This is a genomic window from Streptomyces bullii, from assembly GCF_042657145.1.
GTDB classification, from domain to species: domain Bacteria; phylum Actinomycetota; class Actinomycetes; order Streptomycetales; family Streptomycetaceae; genus Streptomyces; species Streptomyces bullii.
In genome coordinates this window covers 49,136-65,655 of the sequence record NZ_JBHSNY010000017.1, presented here as the reverse complement: position 1 = coordinate 65,655, position 16,520 = coordinate 49,136, and the positions used below count along the sequence as shown (strand labels likewise).

The window sequence follows — 16,520 nt, the reverse complement described above, 5'->3', positions numbered from 1 at the left end:
ATGGGGCTGCTGGACATTCTCCTGGGCCGTACGAAGCCGGTCGCCGCGGACCTGGACCGGTTGTTCGCCCTGCCGTCGGCGGCCGTGACCCTGGAGGTGGCCGCGGGCTTCACGCCGACCGGACAGGGCGCGGTGTGCTTCGCCACCGTCGAGGGCGCGGCCTTCGAGCAGACCCACCAGGAGGTACGGGCGCTGCTGGACGCGGACACCGAGCGGAAGGGCCCGCCCGTGGAGCTCACGCGGGACCGGTACGGCTACTCCTGGCTGGTCTCCCGCCGCTCCCCCGAGCAGTTGCCGGTCCTCGTCAACGACCTGCACGCGGTGAACAGCCAGATGGAGGTCAACGGCTTCGGCCCGCAACTGCTGTGTTCGCTGGCCGGTTTCCGGGACGGCGCCGGGCGGCGGCTCGCACTGGTCTACCTCTACAAGCGCGGCACCTTCTACCCGTTCGCGCCGCTGCCCGGCGAGGCACAACGGCGCGACAACCCCCTGGAGTTGCAGGTCAGGGCCGCGCTCGCCGACGACCTGCGGATCGAGCAGGACCTGGGACGCTGGTTCCCGGTGTGGGGCGCCCCCGGCCTGTGACGGCCGGGGGCCACCCCTTTCGACGGACGCGCCGGCCTACCTGCCGCGCTCCTGGCGGCGGGCCTCGAGAGGGCGCTCACGGCGGTAGCGGCGCTCCCACTTGGCCTGCTGGTCGCGGCGCTGGCGGTACGCCCGGTACGTCGTGGGCGCGGTCTGCGACGGGGCACCCCCGGCGGACGAGGACGTCGAGGTCGCGTCGGCGCCGTACCGCACGTACAGGAAGAGCAGGGCGACGGCGGCGAGCCACCAGACGTGGTTTCCGAAACCGAGAATCACCAGGACGACGGTCCCGGACAAGACGATGGTGCCCATCACGGACCTCCTCCGCTGGTGTGGATCGGGGCTGCTTCGAGCGTAGTGATCCGGTCACACCGCGTGCATCCGCTTTTTTCTCCCGTGGCACATGTGAACCAGGCACGAACGGACGCATGAGTGAACGGACGCCGGAGGGAACGGGCCCGTGAGTGAATGGGCGCATGACAGAAGCGGTCTTCACGCACGGGCACGAGGGCGAACGGCTCGACGGTGTCTACGGCGGCGGTGATCCCGCAGCAGGGTCCGGGGCCACCGCCGTCGTGCTGCACGGCGCGGGCAGCAGCAGCAAGGAGCGGCTGAAGCCGCTGCTCGCGGAGCTCGCCGCCCGGGGTTGCCGGGCTCTCGCCTTCGACTTCTGCGGGCACGGCGGCAGCACGGGCGCGCTGCGGGAGTCGAGTCTGCGCCACCGCTTCGAGCAGGCCGTCTCCGTCATCGACGCGTGCGTTCCCGCCGACGGGCCGCTGGTGCTGGTCGGGTTCAGCATGAGCGGCCAGACGGTGGCCGATCTGGTCCGCCACTACGGGGACCGGGTGGTGGCGCTGGGGCTGTGCGCGCCGGCGGTGTACGCGGCCGAGGCCTGGGACGTGCCGTTCGGTGCGGGCGAGGGCCTGTTCAGCGAGATCATCCGGAGGCCCGGCAGCTGGCGTTCGTCACCCGCGTTCGAGGTGCTGCGCGGGTACGAGGGCCGGGCGGTGCTGGCAGTGCCCGGCACCGACGCGGTCATCCCGTCCGCCGTGACGGAGTCCGTCCAGGACGCGCTGGCCGCCCGGGCGCAGTTCACCCGTTTCGAACTGCCGGAGGCGGACCACCACCTGGGGTCGTGGTTCCGGGAGCACCCGGACGACCTGGCCGCGTTCGTCACCGCCGTACTGGCCGGCCTCGGCGAGCAGGGCTGGACGGCGACCCGGGGCTGGGTGGCCAAACAGCTCCCGGAGGGCCGCACGGTTCTCACCTCCCGCTTCTTGTCGGGCGGTTGGAGCTCCCAGCAGCGGGCGCTGACCCTCGACGACGGCACCGGCCTGGTGCTGCGGACCTTCGTGAAGCCCTTCTTCCGGCATCACGCCCCGGGTCTGCTGACCCGCGAGGCGGGCGTGCTCACGCTCCTCGCCGGGCAGGAGGGCGTGCCCGCCCCCGCGCTGGTCGCCGTCGACGCGACCGCCGAGCACGGCGACCACCCGTCCCTGCTGATGTCGCTGCTGCCGGGCCGGGTGCGGGTCGACGGGACGGACCTGGACCGCCGGACGGACCTGCTGGCGGCCCAGCTCGTACGGATCCACGCGGTCGTCCCCGAGGAACGCCCGCGCCCGTACCAGGCGTGGACGTCTCCCGAGCGGGTGCGCACGCCGGGCGGCGCGCTGTGGAAGCGGGCGGTGGACGTGATCCGGCACGATCCCCCGGCGTACGAGGGGTGCTTCCTGCACCGGGACTTCCACCCCGGGAACGTGCTGTTCACCGGGGAGGGCGCCCAGCTGCGGATCAGCGGTGTCGTCGACTGGGTGGAGACCTCGTGGGGCCCCGCCGACCTGGACGTCGCCCACTGCTCGACGGCGCTCGCGCTGCTGCACGGCCCGGAGCACGGTCTCGCCTTCCGCGCACGGTACGAGGCGCACGGCGGAAGCCGGCTCGCCGACGGGCCGGACCACCTGTACTGGCGGCTGCTCGACGCCCTTGCCTACTCCCCCGACGCGGCGAAGCTGGCCGGGCCGTGGCGCGAACTGGGCCGCACGGACCTGACGCCCGAGGTGCTGGGCGGGCGGTTGGAGGCGTACGTGGGCGGGCTGCTGGAGCGGTACGGCTGAGCGCCGCGGGGACGGGTCCGTGACGCCGACGCCGGGCACCCCGCGAACGGGGTGCCCGGCGCCACGGCTCAGCGGGCGTACCGCATCAGCGCCCGGACCATGTGGCACGTGGTGTCCGACGGCGGGTGGACGCCGATCAGCTCCGCCGTGCTGCGGATCGTCTCGTTGCGTGCCTGGTTGGGAACGTAGACACCGGAGTCGAGCAGGGCGATCGCCAGGCGCATGGCCTTCAGGCGACGGTTGTGGGTGATGTACCACTCGCGCGGACGGCCCGGCGGCAACGGCCGCTTCTCCACGGGCTCGTAGGGCAGGTCGAGCAGGACGGAACGCTTCGCGGTGGACTGGGTGGGCAGCGGCTTCTGCTTGAGTGCGGCAGCGGGCACAGGCATCCTCCTGTCGCGGTCAGGGCATACGGCGAAGACGTCGGCGCCTCCGGCGATTCCCTCGAACACTGCTTCTATTCTACTGGCCGCCACTGACAAAAGCCCCTGGCCACAGGGGCTTTGGGGGTGCAGTGACGCAGGTGGAGAACGGGTTTTCCGGCCGTCGGCGATACCGTGTGCGGCATGGAGATCTGGATCAACCCCGCCTGTTCGAAGTGCCGCAGCGCGATCAGCCTGCTCGACGCCGAGGGCGCCGACTACACCGTGCGCCGCTACCTGGAGGACGTGCCGAGCGAGGGCGAGATCCGCGACGTCCTCGCGCGCCTGGGCCTCGAACCGTGGGACATCACGCGGACGCAGGAGGCCGCCGCGAAGGAACTCGGGCTCAGGGAATGGCCCCGTGCCGAGGCGTCACGCGACCGCTGGATCAAAGCGCTCGCCGAGCACCCGAAGCTGATCCAGCGCCCGATCATCACGGCGGACGACGGCACGGCGGTCGTGGCCCGCACCGAGGAGGCCGTACAGGACGCCTTGTCCCGATAGACGGCGTAGTCAACCCTTTGTCCTGCGGAGGGAGTTCGGCCGGTGAGCGGTGTTACCCTCCGCCGCCATGACCTTCGGTGATCAAGAAACGCCGTTCGGGCCGCATGAGCCCCAGGGTTCACATGGACCGCAGCGGGCCCGGCAGCCGCACGGACCCCACGGAGGACCGCAGGGGCCGCAGGAGCCGCTCACGCCGCACGGTCCGTACGGTCAGCCCACCCCCTACGGACAGCCCGACCCCTACCGGCAGCCCGACCCCTACCGACAGCCCAACCCCTACGGACAGCCCAACCCCTACGGACAGTGGCCGGCGCAGCAGGAGCGCATACGCAGACGGCGCAGAACCCGGCTCGCGGTGGCCGCCGCGACGGGCGTCGTCCTCGTCGCGGCCATCGGCGCCGGCGCCGTGATGTACGCGGGCGGGGACGGCGACCGCCCGGCGACCGCGGCGCCCGCGACGTCCGCCCCCGGCGGCGCGGCCGTCCCCACGGTCGGGGCCACCCTTCCCCCTGACGCGCCCAGCGCCCTGCCGTCTCTGCTCGCGCGCCCCGTCATCCGCCCGGAGCAGGCGTTCCCGGAGCAGCACGTGCGGCTGACGGACGGCTCGCGGTACACGCGTGTCGACCTGGCCACCACGACCGACTGCGCGCGCGCCATGTCGCATCAGCTCGCCGAGCTGATCGAGCAGGGTGAGGAGTGCGTGCGGTTGTCCGCGGCCCTGTTCACGGATGCCGAGCGACGCTCGCAGGTGACGGTGACCGTGCTGAGCTTCCGGCGCGTCGAGGACGCCTCCCGCGTGTTCGCGATGGCCTCGATGGACCCGGTGACGTTCCAGGTCGTCGCGCTGGACCCGCCGCCCGAGTCGGGGCTGCCGACCGTGGCGCCGGGCTCGCCGGGGGTGTTCCGGCGGCTGATGACCGTGCGGTCGGTGGTGTTCGCCAGCGGGCAGTGGGGCGACGGGGCGGAGACCCGGGAGGCGGAGATCACCGGGCAGACCGAGGACCTGCTGCGGTACGCCAACGCGAAGGTGGTGGCGTACGAGCAGGGGCGGACGGAACGGTGAGGCCCATGTGAGCCGGCTCCCGCCGATGTGACGCAGGTTACTCAAGTGACTCCCGGAACCACTGAGTAACCGCGTTCGGTATCTCGTACATAGCGGCGTACGCTCCCCTACCTCTTCAGGAGGCGCGCATGTCGCGCAGGAGAACTCTCGGCACGAAGAAGAAGCTCGCGCTGTTGGTGAGCGCGGCGGCGGTGGCGGGCGGCGGCGCCTTCGCCATGGCGAGCACCTCGAACGCCGCCCCGACCCCCAAGTCGGCCGCCGAGTCGACCGTCTGTCAGGGACTCGCCACCGCGCTCGGCAACAACCAGCGGTTCATCGACGGCCAGCGGGCGAATCCGGACGCGCAGTCCGAGGCGCGGATCGCCAACCGTGAGGCTGTCATCGAGGAGATCAAGCGCAAGCAGGAGGCGTCCGGGTGCGCGGTCGGGGAGTCGGCTCAGGGCTCCCAGACCGAGCAGCCGGCGCAGAACGGCGGGCAGCAGGCGGGAGGCGGTCAGCAGGCCGGTGGCGGTCAGCAGGCCGCCGAGCCCTCGCAGAGCGCGTCCACGGGAAACCCCGGCGGAGGTGCCGCAGCCTCAGGCCAACAGGTGTGCAACGGGTCGACCGTCACGCTCTCCGGCGAGGGCGGTGCGCCTGCGGCGTCCAGCAACCAGTTCCCGGCCGGCACGAAGCTGAAGGTCACCAACCTGGACAACAACAAGTCCACGACGGTGGAGGTCACCTCGGTCTCGGGCAGCTGTGTCCTGCTCAACAACGCGGCCTTCGAACAGGTCCGTGAGCCCGGCAAGTTCCTGATCCGCCGCGCGGTGATCGAGAAGGTGGGGTGAGGCTCGGACACATAGGAGACCACTGAGGCGACGGGTGGGCGGTCACCGGCTTGACGGAGGGGAGCCGGTGACCGCCCCCTGCTCTTCCCGCACGCCTCCGCACCCCTCATCCCCGCAAGCCCCCTCGCCCCTCGCACCCCTGCCGCCCCTTCGCATACGAGTCACCGCGCCGGGGTGCCGCGTGGCCTGGAGACGGCCTCTCCCGCACCGCGCACACCCTCACAGGGTGAGCTGCGACACAGAATCACCAGGTAACACGGGGTTCACATACGAGCAATGGCCGGGAAATCGCCCGTTGACAGGCTGCCGGGCATCAGCGCGGCGCCTCAGTGCCGCAGCGCCGCAGCACCCGCACAACGCGCCTAGACCCACCCCGAAGGATGTGGCCCGTGACCTTCAAGGCTGAGTACATCTGGATCGACGGCACCGAGCCGACGGCCAAGCTGCGTTCCAAGACGAAGATCATCCCGGGCTCGCCCGCCGGTCTGGACGCGCTGCCGATCTGGGGCTTCGACGGGTCCTCCACCAACCAGGCCGAGGGCCACGCCTCGGACTGCGTGCTGAAGCCGGTCTTCACCTGCCCGGACCCGGTCCGCGGCGGCGACGACGTGCTGGTGCTGTGCGAGGTCCTCAACACGGACATGACCCCGCACTCGACCAACACGCGTGCCGCGCTGGTCGAGGTCGCGGAGAAGTTCGCCGCGCAGGAGCCGATCTTCGGCATCGAGCAGGAGTACACCTTCTTCAAGGACGGCTACCCGCTCGGCTTCCCCAAGGGCGGCTTCCCGGCCCCGCAGGGCGGCTACTACTGCGGCGTCGGCTCCGACGAGATCTTCGGCCGTGACGTCGTCGAGGCCCACCTGGACAACTGCCTGAAGGCGGGCCTGGGCATCTCCGGCATCAACGCCGAGGTCATGCCCGGCCAGTGGGAGTTCCAGGTCGGTCCGCTGTCCCCGCTGGAGGTCTCCGACCAGCTGTGGGTGGCCCGCTGGCTGCTCTACCGCACCGCCGAGGACTTCGGCATCGCCGCCACCCTCGACCCCAAGCCGGTCAAGGGCGACTGGAACGGCGCCGGCGCGCACACCAACTTCTCCACCAAGGCGATGCGCGAGAACTACGACGCGATCATCACCGCGTGCGAGTCGCTCGGTGATGGCTCCAAGCCGCTCGACCACGTCAAGAACTACGGCGCCGGCATCGACGACCGCCTGACCGGTCTGCACGAGACCGCCCCCTGGGACAAGTTCTCCTACGGCGTCTCCAACCGCGGTGCCTCGGTCCGTATCCCGTGGCAGGTCGAGAAGGACGGCAAGGGCTACATCGAGGACCGCCGTCCGAACGCCAACGTCGACCCGTACGTGGTGACGCGTCTGCTGGTCGACACCTGCTGCTCGGCGCTGGAGAAGGCCGGCCAGGTCTGATCCGCCCACGGCTCCGTGCGAAGGGGCGCCCACCAGGACGGTGGGCGCCCCTTCGCGCTTCCCGTCCTGGCACTGCCCGCCCGCGCCCCGTCCTAGCGCTGCCCGTCCTCCTCGCGGGCGAGGACGGCTTCTTCGGCACGGACCTCACCGGCCAGGAGCGGATCGGCGAACTGCCGGACGCGGTGCGCGACAAGGTCGAGGCACGGATCCGGGAGCGGCTGCGCTGCGGCTACGAATCCCGGCGGGAGCTGGTCGACATCGCCGGGGACCACCCCGTCGGCGGTGACGAGCGGGTGTCGAAGGCCCGGGCCCGGCGGCTGGTGGGCCGGCTGTGGGCGGAACGGGTCGCCGAGCAGCGGACGTGGAAGGGCGTCACCGACCCCGACCGGCTCACCCGGGCCTTCGACGCCCTGGAGGCGAGCGGGATCACGGCCCGGGAGAACTTCACGTGCTGCCACGGCTGCGGCACGGCGGAGACAGGCGCCGAGCGCGAGGGCGCCCGCGGGTTCGTCTTCTTCCACCAGCAGACCACCGAGCACGCCGCCGAGGGGTACGGACTCTCCCTCTGCTACGGCGCATTCGACGGCTCGCAGGACACCACCACGGCCGTCGGGCACGAGGTCGTGGCGGCGCTCGCGGCCGCCGGGCTGTCCACCCGGTGGGACGGCGCCCCGGGGCAGGCGATCAGCGTCACCCCGCTGGACTGGCGCAAACGCCTGGTGGAGTGACGTACGCGACCGCCGGCTCCCGCGGGGGCGGCGTCCACACAGTGAGAGAAGGGGTCCTGCCGACGGCGGGTGTCTGCTTCAATGGGGCCATGGCCAGCTTCGAGAAGCACTCCGCGACAGGTCGCCATGACCTCGAGCCCTTCTGGCCCTCCCGTCAGCACCACGACTTCGACCGGGTGTGTCGCCGCGCGACCGACGCGCCGGCCCTCTGAAGCCGTACACCCCGGCCTTCGGCCAGCGCGACCGGCGTACGTCCCCGACGGGCCCGACCACCCACTCGGCCCGTCGGCCCTTCCGTCGAACCTCTCGCGCGAAAGAGCTGACCTCTCATGGCGACCACCCGTTCCCTGTCCACCGCCCCCCTCGCCACCGCGTCCTCGCACGGCCCCCGGCACCGGCTGCGCGCCGTCGACCGGGACGAGGCCGTGACCGTCGCCGACCTCCTGCCGCCGGGCGCCACCTGGCTGCCCGCGCCACAGCACGCCCTGCCCTCGCTGCCGGGGCAGCCGCCCATGATCGGCTACCTGGTGCTGGTCCCGGCCGACCAGCAGCCGCCGTTCCCGCCGCCGATCGCCCCCGACCGGGCCCAGACCCCCGGCACCGGGCCCGGCGGTGACCCGCTGATCCGCGTCGACACCGCGCAGCGCACCGCCGAGGTGGCCGGGCGGGCGCTCGACCTGACCTACCTGGAGTTCGAGCTGCTCGCCCACCTCGTGACCCACCCGGGCCGGGTGCACACCCGCGACCAGTTGGTCGGCACGGTGTGGGGCTACGGGCATGTCGGCGACGGCCGTACCGTCGACGTGCACATCGCCCGACTGCGCCGCAAGCTGGGCGCCGAGCACCGCGAGAGCATCCGGACGGTACGCCGGGTCGGCTACAAGTACGTGCCGCCGGGCGGGCGCTGACCGTCTGCCGACAGCAGAGCGCCGTTCCCTCCCGCCCGTCCACCGGGCAGGGTCACCGGCATGAGGTTTCTGATGCTGGGCGGTACGGAGTTCGTGGGTCGGGCCGTCGTGGAGGCGGCCCTCGGGCACGGCTGGGACGTGACCGTCTTCCACCGGGGACGTCACGACCCTCCGGCCGGGGTGCGGTCGTTGCACGGCGACCGCACCGCCCCGGAGGGACTGGCCGCCCTGGCCGGGGACACGGACGACTGGGACGTCGTCGTCGACACCTGGTCGGCGGCGCCCCGCGCGGTGCGGGACGCGGCGCGGCTGCTGCGGGGCCGCGCCCGCCGGTACGTGTACGTGTCGAGCAGCTCGGTGTACGCCTGGGCCCCGCCCGCCGGGTACACCGAGGACGCGCCGCTGGTGGCGGGAGCCTCGGCCGACGCAGGGCAGACCGCGTACGCCCGGGACAAGCTCGGTGGCGAACTGGCCGCCGTCGACGCCTTCGGCGCGCGGCGGTCGCTGCTGGTGCGGGCCGGGCTGATCCTCGGGCCGTACGAGAACGTCGGCCGGCTGCCCTGGTGGCTGGTCCGTACGGCGCGCGGCGGGGCGACCCTCGCGCCCGGGCCGCGGGACCTGCCCCTCCAGTACGTCGACGTCCGCGACCTCGCCGAGTGGATCCTGCAGGCGGCCGAGCGGGAGTTGAGCGGGCCGTACAACCTGATCAGCCCGCGGGGGCACGCCACGACGGGCTCGCTGCTGGACGCCTGTGTGCGGGTCACCGGCGGCACGGCCGAACTGCGGTGGACCGCGCCCGAGGTGATCCTGGAGGCGGGCATCGAGCCGTGGACCCAGCTGCCGGTGTGGGTGCCGCCGGGCAGCGACCTGCACGACGCCCTGCACGGCGCGGACGTTTCCCGGGCCGTCGCGGCGGGCCTGCGCTGCCGGCCCGTCGAGGAGACCGTGGCGGACACCTGGAGGTGGCTGCGCAGCATCGGCGGCACGGCCCCGCACCGCCCGGACCGCCCCACACCGGGGATCGATCCGGAGACGGAGGCCGAGGTGCTCGCGGCCGCCGGAGGTGTACCTGGCACCACCCCCTGACCGGGGCCTCGGGCCAGTGACCCCCGCGGCCCGCTCGGCGAGACTGACGCCATGACCATCGACTCGAAGAACGGCAGTGCGCGGACGAAAGGGCGGGGCATCGGGCTCGCCGCGGTGCGGGGGCTGGCGCTGGCCCTCGTCGCCTTACCGGGGTCGGTCCTGTGCTTCGTGCTGTCCGCCGTGTCCATCGCGCTCATCCCGGTCGGCGTCGGCATCGTGACGACGCCGTACGTGCTGACGGGGGCACGGGCGTACGCGAACGGGCGGCGGGTGCTCGCGGCGGAGTGGGGCGGGGTGCGGATCCCGCCGGCGTACCGGCCGCTGCCCGAGGACGCCAACCCCTGGGCACGCACCTTCGGGCTGCTGCGCGACCCGGCGACCTGGCGGGACCTGAGGTGGCTGCCGGTCGACATGACGGCGGGCTTCGTCACCGCGCTGCTGCCGGCCGCGCTGCTGCTGTACCCGTTGGAGGGGTTCGCGCTCGCGGCCGGGCTGTGGCGGGTCTTCCCGGACGGGTACTGGTACGGGTTCGTGCCGGTCACCGGGCAGGCGTCCGCGCTCGGCGCCGCCGCGCCGGCCCTCGTCCTGCTGTTCTTCGCCCACTTCCTCACCCCGCGTCTGCTCCTGGTCCACTTCCGGCTCACCCGGGCCGTCCTCGGCTCCGGCCAGGGCGAACTGGCCGAGCGGGTGCGGGTGCTGACCGAGACGCGACGGGACGCGGTCGACACCTCCGCCGCCGAACTGCGGCGCATCGAGCGGGACCTGCACGACGGGGCGCAGGCCCGGCTGGTCGCGGTGGGCATGGACCTCGGCACCGTCGAGGCGCTGCTCGACAAGGACCCGTCCCGGGCCAAGGCGCTGATCGCGCAGGCCCGCACATCGTCCGCCGAAGCCCTGTCCGAGCTGCGTGAGCTGGTGCGCGGCATCCACCCGCCGGTGCTCGCCGAACGCGGACTGGGCGATGCCGTACGGGCGTTGGCGCTGCGGATGCCGGTGGCGACCGAAGTGGACGTGGACCTGCCCGGGCGTGCGGAGGCGCCCGTGGAGTCGGCCGCGTACTTCGCCGTCAGCGAGGTGCTCACCAACGCCGTGAAGCACGCGGAGGCCGACCGGATCTGGATCGACCTGCATCACGCCGACGGCAGGCTGCGGGCGACCGTCACCGACAACGGCAAGGGCGGTGCGGTGACCGGGGCCGGTTCCGGGCTGGCCGGAGTGGAGCGGCGGCTGGGTACATTCGACGGCGTCCTGGCCGTCAGCAGCCCCGCGGGCGGCCCCACCCTGGTCACCGTGGAGATCCCTTGCGCGTTGTCCTAGCCGAAGACCTCTTCCTGCTGCGCGACGGACTCGTCCGGCTGCTCCAGGCCCACGGCTTCGAGATCGCGGCGGCCGTGGAGTCCGGCCCTGAACTGGCCCGCGCCCTGGCCGAACTGGAGGCGGACGTGGCCGTGGTGGACGTACGGCTGCCCCCGACGCACACCGACGAGGGGCTGCAGTGCGCGCTGCGGGCCCGCCGGGCGCGGCCGGGGCTGCCGGTGCTGGTGCTCTCCCAGCACGTGGAGCAGCTGTACGCGCGCGAGCTGCTGGCCGACGGCAGCGGCGGGGTGGGCTATCTGCTGAAGGACCGGGTCTTCGACGCGGAGCAGTTCGTGGACGCCGTACGACGGGTCGCCGCCGGCGGTACGGCGATGGATCCGCAGGTCATCCAGCAGCTGCTGACCCGGCGGGCGACCGGCGACCAGCCGCTCGGGCGGCTCACACCCCGTGAGCTGGAGGTGCTGGAGCTGATGGCGCAGGGCCGGTCCAACGCCGCGATCGCCGCGAAGCTCGTCGTCACCGAACGGGCGATCGCCAAGCACACCGCGAACATCTTCGCCAAACTGGGTCTTGAGGTCTCGGACGACGACAACCGGCGCGTGCTGGCGGTTCTCGCGTATCTCGACCACGGCCGGTGAAACCGGACCCGTGCGTTCACCCGCCGTGCGGGATCAACAACTCCTGGTGTTCCAGGGCCTGTTGAGCGCACAGTGCCCTCACGAACTTCTCAACAAATGCCGGGACGGCTGAACACCCGTGGGACGGGCTCCGTATGGAAAGGAGCCGCTTCACTCCTGTCGGGCGCCTCGATGCCCCCGAAAAAGGAAGTTAGAGGAGTTCCATGGGACGCAACACAAGAAAACGCCGTACGCCGCTGGCCACCAAGGCCGTAGCCGCATCGGCGGCCCTAGCGCTCGGTGGGGGCGGGCTGATCTGGGCGAACTTCTACGCATCGGCACACGAGGAGAACTCGGCACAGGACTACACCAAGGCCACGGCCGCGCAGATCGCGACGATCAACTGCCCGGACGTCGGCCAGAAGCTGACGGACGTGCCGGAGAGGGCACGCCAGGGCGTCGCCAAGGAGCTGGCGCTGCTCGACCGGCAGATCACGGACGCCTACACGCGCCTCGCGGAGACGCGCCAGGCCCAGGCGGGTGACCCCGGCTTCGTCAACAACGCCATCCTCGGCCCGCTGAAGTCCAAGCGCGTGGCCACCCTCGACCGGATCGGCATCAACATCAAGCGCGCCGGTGGCGAGGCCCCGCGGGGCATGGACCGGCTCGCCGACTGCCAGGGCGTCCCCGTCGACCAGCCGGAGACCAACGACGGTGAGGGCCAGGACCAGAACAACGGCGGTCAGGACCAGGGCGACGGCCAGAACCAGGGCGGCGACGGCCAGGACCAGGGTCAGGACGGCGGTCAGGACCAGGGCAACGGCGGCCAGGCCGGCAATGGCCCGGTGGCCGACGACTTCATCAACATCGAGGACGTCCAGCCGGGCTCGCGCAACCTGCCGAACGGCCTCGCCGCGAACGGCGACACCGGTTCGACGGGCAGCTTCACCACGGTCTGCGGCACCAACGAGAACGAGAACCGCAACTCGGACAACGTGATCGTCGCTCCCGGTGTCAGCAACGGTGCGCAGCACCAGCACGACTACGTCGGCAACCAGGGCAACAACGCGTTCGCGAGCGACGAGGACCTGGCGGCGGCGGACACCACCTGCCAGAACCAGGGCGACAAGTCGTCGTACTTCTGGCCGGTGATCCGTCTGCAGGACGGCACGCAGGACATCGACCAGAACCAGCCCGGTGGCGGTCAGGACGGCAACGTCGGCAAGATCGTCGAGCCCGCCGAGGCCCAGCTGAAGTTCGTCGGCAACCGGACGAGCGACGTCGTCGCGATGCCGAAGGCCCTGCGCATCATCACCGGTGACGCCAAGTCCTTCACCAACGGTCTCGGGAACGCCAACACCTCCTGGAGCTGCACCGGCTTCGAGGACCGGCAGGTGACGGACAAGTACCCGATCTGCCCCGAGGGCAGCTCCGTGGTGCGCACGTCCAACTTCCAGAGCTGCTGGGACGGCCAGAACATCGACAGCGCCAACCACCGCACGCACGTGGCCTTCGTGCAGGCGGACGGCAGCTGCGGCAACGGTTTCCAGGCGATCCCCCAGCTGCAGGTCCGACTGGTCTACGACATCCCGGCCCCGCAGATCGAGAACGGACAGGTCGCGAACGCGTACGCGATCGACTCGTTCCCGGAGCAGCTGCACAAGCCGATCACCGACCACAACGACTTCATCAACTTCTTCGACGAGGACCTGATGAACGAGATGGTCCAGTGCATCAACAACGGCGAGGACTGCCAGTAGTCCCGACCCGTAGAAAGCCGGCGGTGGGAACTCCCACCGCCGGCTTTCGCTCGTTCCCCGCCTGGTCCCGCTACCCGCGCGGTCAGCCGCCGTGACCGGAATGCGAGCCCTCGCCCCCGCCACCCCTGTTGTGGCTGCCACCGGGGTTCATGTGCTCGGACCCCTCCTCCAGGGTCCCGCCGAGTGCGCCGCGCAGCGCCATCACCGTCTTCTGCTCGCCGACGGCGACCCATTTGCGGCCGACGAGGTAGTAACCGCCGTAGTCCTTGGCCTGGTTGATCCACTCGCGCTGGCCGCGGTCGGTGGAGAACGTGGCGAGGATGTACTTCTCCTCGCCCTTCTTGCAGATGGCCTGGCGGATCGTGTCGGCGTCGGTCTGCATGTTGGGCTCGCACTTCGCCTCGGCGGCCAGATGCTCCAGGCTTCCCGTCGCCGTCTTCGGCACGGCGGTCTCGCCGTGCCCGCCGGATCCGCAGCCCGCCAGCGCCAGTACCGCCACCGCGCCGGTCAGCGCGAGCATCGGTCGAGTCAACCTCATCTGTTCTTCCTCCGGATCCTTCCGGCGACATGCCGCACGGGGCCCCGGCGAGGGGCCCTCGTCCTCGATACGGCTGCGGGGCGCGGAGCGCTCAAATCACCGTGCCGCAGCGGGCACGCCCGTGCGAAGGTAACCCGGTGGATCAGGACTGGGAAGTCCGGGTGGCCGCCGCGCGGGCCGCGTACGCCGACCACGCCGAGCAGGGCACGTCGAGGTTCCGCGCCGTGATCGACGCGCTCGCAGCCGAGCTGCCGTACGGCCGCCCCCTCAGCCCGTTCGAGCAGGCGTGCGCCGGGGAATCGACGGGCCACTCGGACAAGGCCGCCGCCGTACCGGGAGGCTCCGGCGCGCGGCATCGACGGCCACCGTCGCGACCGCACCAAGATCCAACTGGCCGGCTCGCTCGGGAGCACCGGGCGGGCCGAGGAGGGCGTCAAGCCGCTCACGCCCGAACTCGACGCTGCGGAGGACGAGTCGGGCGACGCCGTACGGGCGGCCCTCGCGCTGTGCCTGTCCGACCTGGGCCGCGACCGCGGGGGTTTGCCCTGGTACTGGGCGCCCTGGCCCGCCCTCTGCCGCGCCACCAGCGCTCGACCGCGCACCACGCCCGCCTCCTCGTGGAGCCCGGGCGGTAACGCCGCGCAGTCAGGTGACCTACCGCCGATTCGCTCGTTCTGCTGAACGTGCAGTCACAGGATGTCGCCCAGCGCACCACCCCCACTCCCCCGGCCGGCCCGGTCGTCGACGTCGAACAGGCCGAGGCGGCGCTCGTCGAGCACTACCCGCGGCTCGTCCGGCTCGCCTACCTCGTACTGCCGCCGGGCCTGGGCCGGGGCAGGCGCGTGATGACCGCGCACGCCCTCACCCAGCGCGCCCTGCCCAGGGGCCGGACACCGGCCCCCGCGATCCCGGCCCAGTCGACGGGACGCGACGGCGACCCGGGGTACGCCCTGGTCCGCCTCCAGGTGGTGCGTACCGCACTGGAGGCGGGCCTGCCGCTGTGGCGCCGGGCCCGACCCAGGCGGTCCCAGCTGCCGCCGCTGCTGCCCCAGGTCTGGGGGCTGCGCCTCTTCCCGCGGTCCGGAGGCGCCGACGAACTCGCCCTGGACCAGCGGCTGTCCGCCCTGTCCGGACCGGGCCGCGCGGCCTACGTGCTGCGCGGCCTGGAGCAGCTCCCGGACGATGAGGTGCGCGAGGTGCTCGGGGCCGCCGGCGTGTCCGACGTGGACGCCGCGCTGCGCGAGGCCGACGAGGTGCCCGCCCAGTACCCGCTGCTGGACTCCGCCGAGTTCGACCCGTGCTCGCTCCAGGCCCGGCCCACCGACCTGATGCGACGCCGGCAGCACCTGAGGGCCGCGCTGGCCGGAGGGGCGGCTCTCCTGGTGTGCGGGGCGCTGCTCGGCCTGCCCGGCGAGGGCTGGGGTCCCGACGGCGCCGCCGCCCCCGTGTACGCGAAGAACCCGGCGGCGCAGGCCGCCCTGGACCCGGCCGAGCTCACCAAGGTCGCCCCCACCGCGTGGCGGGCCGCCGCGCGCACCGACTTCTCGGTGTGGCCGGCGCGCGGCGACCTGACCGGCGACACCGCCCTGCTGCGCCGCGCGCTCGCCGTCTGGGCCCGCCCCGGCGCGACCGTGAAGGTGTCGGCGACACCAGGCACCCCGACCGGCGGCCCGTCCGGCCCGCCCCAGCTGCTGTACGCGGGGACCGTCGACACGGCGCGCGTGGTGCTCCTGTACGACGGTCTGCGCATCGCCCGGTACGCCGAACCGAAGGAGGGCACACGGGGCGCCGCGCTCGACTTCGCCCGGGTCGACGGCGCGTCCCAGGCCGACGCCGGCGCGGTGGTCCTGGGCCGGACCGACGGCAACGTCCGCTATCTGACGGCGCCCTGGGTGCGCGACGCCAGCCAGCGCGATCTGCTGAAGCCGGGCTCCTCCGCCCTGGCGATGTCCCTGACGGGCGGGGTGACCTCGCCGATGGCCAGCCCGGCGCTGCGGACCGGGGCGTGCACGTCGTGGCATGTGCTCCAGCTGACCGACGACACCGGTACGCGGGTGCTCACCGACCTCGGTGAACTCATCCCGGCCCGCCTGACCGCCGGACGGCCCGGCTCCGCCGTTGACGCCTCGGGTGAGGCGCTGCGCACCTGGGCCCCGTACGCCTGCTCGCTCGGCGCGGTGCGCGGCGGGGGCGTACGGAGCGTGAACGTCTGGCAGTTCGCCCTGCAACCGCTGCCCGACGCGAGCGGGTCGGCCGCATGGGTGTGCACACGCGCGGAGACCTGGCGCGGGGGCGGGGCCCTGGTGCTGGCGCAGTTCCGCATGCCGGGCGGGTCGAACGGAGCGGTGGCCGCGAAGGCCGCGAACGTTTCGGCGTGCGGGGCGCGGGATCCGCATGTGCTCGCCGGTGTGCTGTGGAAGTCGGCGGCCGGGAACCGGTACCTGCTGGCCGCCGGCAGCCCCGACACCGCGTCGGTGCGGGCCACGGGCGGCGTCGACGGCGCCACGCGGGGCAACCTGCTGGCCGTGCGGGCCGGGCAGGGGGCCCGCGCCGAGCTGAAGGGCACCCTGAAGGACGGGCGGTCGATCAGCGGTCTGAACTAGCGGCACGGCCGACCGTCCGTGCGGACC

16 protein-coding genes and 2 pseudogenes are annotated in these 16,520 nt (G+C 72.6%); 15 read left to right on the top strand and 3 right to left on the bottom strand.

What is annotated here, in order from left to right:
- On the top strand, window positions 1–585 hold the full coding sequence (gene pspAB / locus ACFPZJ_RS36745; RefSeq protein WP_381030973.1) for a PspA-associated protein PspAB: 585 nt from the start codon (window positions 1–3) through the stop codon (window positions 583–585).
- A 36-nt stretch (window positions 586–621) separates the two neighbouring features.
- Here the strand turns inward: pspAB and ACFPZJ_RS36740 are convergent, their stop codons facing one another.
- Complete coding sequence (locus tag ACFPZJ_RS36740) at window positions 622–897, bottom strand: hypothetical protein (protein WP_381030971.1); 276 nt, start codon at window positions 895–897, stop codon at window positions 622–624.
- A 164-nt stretch (window positions 898–1,061) separates the two neighbouring features.
- Here ACFPZJ_RS36740 and ACFPZJ_RS36735 point away from each other — a divergent pair, with 164 nt between their 5' ends.
- Entirely contained in the window at window positions 1,062–2,699 is a 1,638-nt protein-coding gene (locus ACFPZJ_RS36735) for an alpha/beta fold hydrolase (RefSeq protein ID WP_381030969.1), read from the top strand.
- A 68-nt stretch (window positions 2,700–2,767) separates the two neighbouring features.
- On the opposite strand, the gene ACFPZJ_RS36730 is transcribed toward ACFPZJ_RS36735, so the two are convergent.
- Window positions 2,768–3,082 (bottom strand): hypothetical protein, encoded by a 315-nt coding sequence (locus ACFPZJ_RS36730; RefSeq protein WP_381030967.1) that lies wholly within the window; start codon window positions 3,080–3,082, stop codon window positions 2,768–2,770.
- A gap of 183 nt (window positions 3,083–3,265) precedes the next feature.
- Here ACFPZJ_RS36730 and ACFPZJ_RS36725 point away from each other — a divergent pair, with 183 nt between their 5' ends.
- The 11 genes and pseudogenes from ACFPZJ_RS36725 to ACFPZJ_RS36675 all read left to right on the top strand — a co-directional run bounded on the left by ACFPZJ_RS36725 (window position 3,266) and on the right by ACFPZJ_RS36675 (window position 13,352).
- Window positions 3,266–3,625: an arsenate reductase family protein gene (locus tag ACFPZJ_RS36725; protein WP_381030965.1), complete on the top strand. Its 360-nt coding sequence runs from the start codon at window positions 3,266–3,268 to the stop codon at window positions 3,623–3,625.
- Window positions 3,626–3,692: 67 nt separating this feature from the next.
- Window positions 3,693–4,688, top strand: a complete 996-nt coding sequence (locus ACFPZJ_RS36720) for a hypothetical protein (RefSeq protein WP_381030963.1) — start codon at window positions 3,693–3,695, stop codon at window positions 4,686–4,688.
- A gap of 128 nt (window positions 4,689–4,816) precedes the next feature.
- On the top strand, window positions 4,817–5,515 hold the full coding sequence (locus tag ACFPZJ_RS36715) for an RlpA-like double-psi beta-barrel domain-containing protein (RefSeq protein WP_381030961.1): 699 nt from the start codon (window positions 4,817–4,819) through the stop codon (window positions 5,513–5,515).
- A 389-nt stretch (window positions 5,516–5,904) separates the two neighbouring features.
- Window positions 5,905–6,936: a glutamine synthetase gene (gene glnII / locus ACFPZJ_RS36710; RefSeq protein WP_381030959.1), complete on the top strand. Its 1,032-nt coding sequence runs from the start codon at window positions 5,905–5,907 to the stop codon at window positions 6,934–6,936.
- A gap of 164 nt (window positions 6,937–7,100) precedes the next feature.
- A pseudogene (locus ACFPZJ_RS36705) lies at window positions 7,101–7,664 on the top strand (DUF6891 domain-containing protein); the annotation flags it as partial.
- 89 nt (window positions 7,665–7,753) lie between these two features.
- Window positions 7,754–7,876, top strand: coding sequence for a hypothetical protein (locus ACFPZJ_RS36700; protein WP_381030957.1), 123 nt, complete (start codon window positions 7,754–7,756; stop codon window positions 7,874–7,876).
- Window positions 7,877–7,993: 117 nt separating this feature from the next.
- The gene (locus tag ACFPZJ_RS36695) at window positions 7,994–8,572 is read left to right on the top strand and encodes a winged helix-turn-helix domain-containing protein (RefSeq protein ID WP_381030956.1); all 579 of its coding nucleotides are present in this window, start codon (window positions 7,994–7,996) and stop codon (window positions 8,570–8,572) included.
- Between the two features lie 60 nt (window positions 8,573–8,632).
- Window positions 8,633–9,658: an NAD-dependent epimerase/dehydratase family protein gene (locus tag ACFPZJ_RS36690; protein WP_381030954.1), complete on the top strand. Its 1,026-nt coding sequence runs from the start codon at window positions 8,633–8,635 to the stop codon at window positions 9,656–9,658.
- Window positions 9,659–9,709: 51 nt separating this feature from the next.
- Window positions 9,710–10,975: a sensor histidine kinase gene (locus ACFPZJ_RS36685; RefSeq protein WP_381030952.1), complete on the top strand. Its 1,266-nt coding sequence runs from the start codon at window positions 9,710–9,712 to the stop codon at window positions 10,973–10,975.
- Window positions 10,960–11,613 carry a response regulator transcription factor gene (locus ACFPZJ_RS36680; RefSeq protein WP_381030950.1) on the top strand — a complete coding sequence of 218 codons (654 nt, stop codon included), beginning with the start codon at window positions 10,960–10,962 and terminating at the stop codon, window positions 11,611–11,613. The genes ACFPZJ_RS36685 and ACFPZJ_RS36680 overlap by 16 nt, the downstream gene beginning before the upstream one ends.
- Before the next feature lie 203 nt (window positions 11,614–11,816).
- Complete coding sequence (locus tag ACFPZJ_RS36675) at window positions 11,817–13,352, top strand: DUF1996 domain-containing protein (protein ID WP_381030948.1); 1,536 nt, start codon at window positions 11,817–11,819, stop codon at window positions 13,350–13,352.
- An 82-nt stretch (window positions 13,353–13,434) separates the two neighbouring features.
- Here the strand turns inward: ACFPZJ_RS36675 and ACFPZJ_RS36670 are convergent, their stop codons facing one another.
- The gene (locus tag ACFPZJ_RS36670; protein ID WP_381030946.1) at window positions 13,435–13,890 is read right to left on the bottom strand and encodes a hypothetical protein; all 456 of its coding nucleotides are present in this window, start codon (window positions 13,888–13,890) and stop codon (window positions 13,435–13,437) included.
- A gap of 137 nt (window positions 13,891–14,027) precedes the next feature.
- Between ACFPZJ_RS36670 and ACFPZJ_RS36665 the strand changes: the two are divergent.
- Both ACFPZJ_RS36665 and ACFPZJ_RS36660 read left to right on the top strand, forming a co-directional pair.
- Window positions 14,028–14,525: pseudogene (locus ACFPZJ_RS36665) on the top strand (tetratricopeptide repeat protein).
- Window positions 14,526–14,573: 48 nt separating this feature from the next.
- Window positions 14,574–16,493: an RNA polymerase sigma factor gene (locus ACFPZJ_RS36660; protein ID WP_381030944.1), complete on the top strand. Its 1,920-nt coding sequence runs from the start codon at window positions 14,574–14,576 to the stop codon at window positions 16,491–16,493.
- Window positions 16,494–16,520 lie beyond the last annotated feature (27 nt).

Excerpts from the sequence above, each read along its gene's own strand:
- ACFPZJ_RS36685 (WP_381030952.1), top strand. The coding sequence starts at position 9,710 with ATGACCATCGACTCGAAGAACGGCAGTGCGCGGACGAAAGGGCGGGGC.
- ACFPZJ_RS36700 (WP_381030957.1), top strand. The coding sequence starts at position 7,754 with ATGGCCAGCTTCGAGAAGCACTCCGCGACAGGTCGCCATGACCTCGAG.
- ACFPZJ_RS36720 (WP_381030963.1), top strand. The coding sequence starts at position 3,693 with ATGACCTTCGGTGATCAAGAAACGCCGTTCGGGCCGCATGAGCCCCAG.
- ACFPZJ_RS36725 (WP_381030965.1), top strand. The coding sequence starts at position 3,266 with ATGGAGATCTGGATCAACCCCGCCTGTTCGAAGTGCCGCAGCGCGATC.
- ACFPZJ_RS36740 (WP_381030971.1), bottom strand. The coding sequence starts at position 897 with ATGGGCACCATCGTCTTGTCCGGGACCGTCGTCCTGGTGATTCTCGGT.
- pspAB (WP_381030973.1), top strand. The coding sequence starts at position 1 with ATGGGGCTGCTGGACATTCTCCTGGGCCGTACGAAGCCGGTCGCCGCG.
- ACFPZJ_RS36715 (WP_381030961.1), top strand. The coding sequence starts at position 4,817 with ATGTCGCGCAGGAGAACTCTCGGCACGAAGAAGAAGCTCGCGCTGTTG.
- ACFPZJ_RS36695 (WP_381030956.1), top strand. The coding sequence starts at position 7,994 with ATGGCGACCACCCGTTCCCTGTCCACCGCCCCCCTCGCCACCGCGTCC.
- ACFPZJ_RS36735 (WP_381030969.1), top strand. The coding sequence starts at position 1,062 with ATGACAGAAGCGGTCTTCACGCACGGGCACGAGGGCGAACGGCTCGAC.
- ACFPZJ_RS36675 (WP_381030948.1), top strand. The coding sequence starts at position 11,817 with ATGGGACGCAACACAAGAAAACGCCGTACGCCGCTGGCCACCAAGGCC.
- ACFPZJ_RS36670 (WP_381030946.1), bottom strand. The coding sequence starts at position 13,890 with ATGAGGTTGACTCGACCGATGCTCGCGCTGACCGGCGCGGTGGCGGTA.
- ACFPZJ_RS36690 (WP_381030954.1), top strand. The coding sequence starts at position 8,633 with ATGAGGTTTCTGATGCTGGGCGGTACGGAGTTCGTGGGTCGGGCCGTC.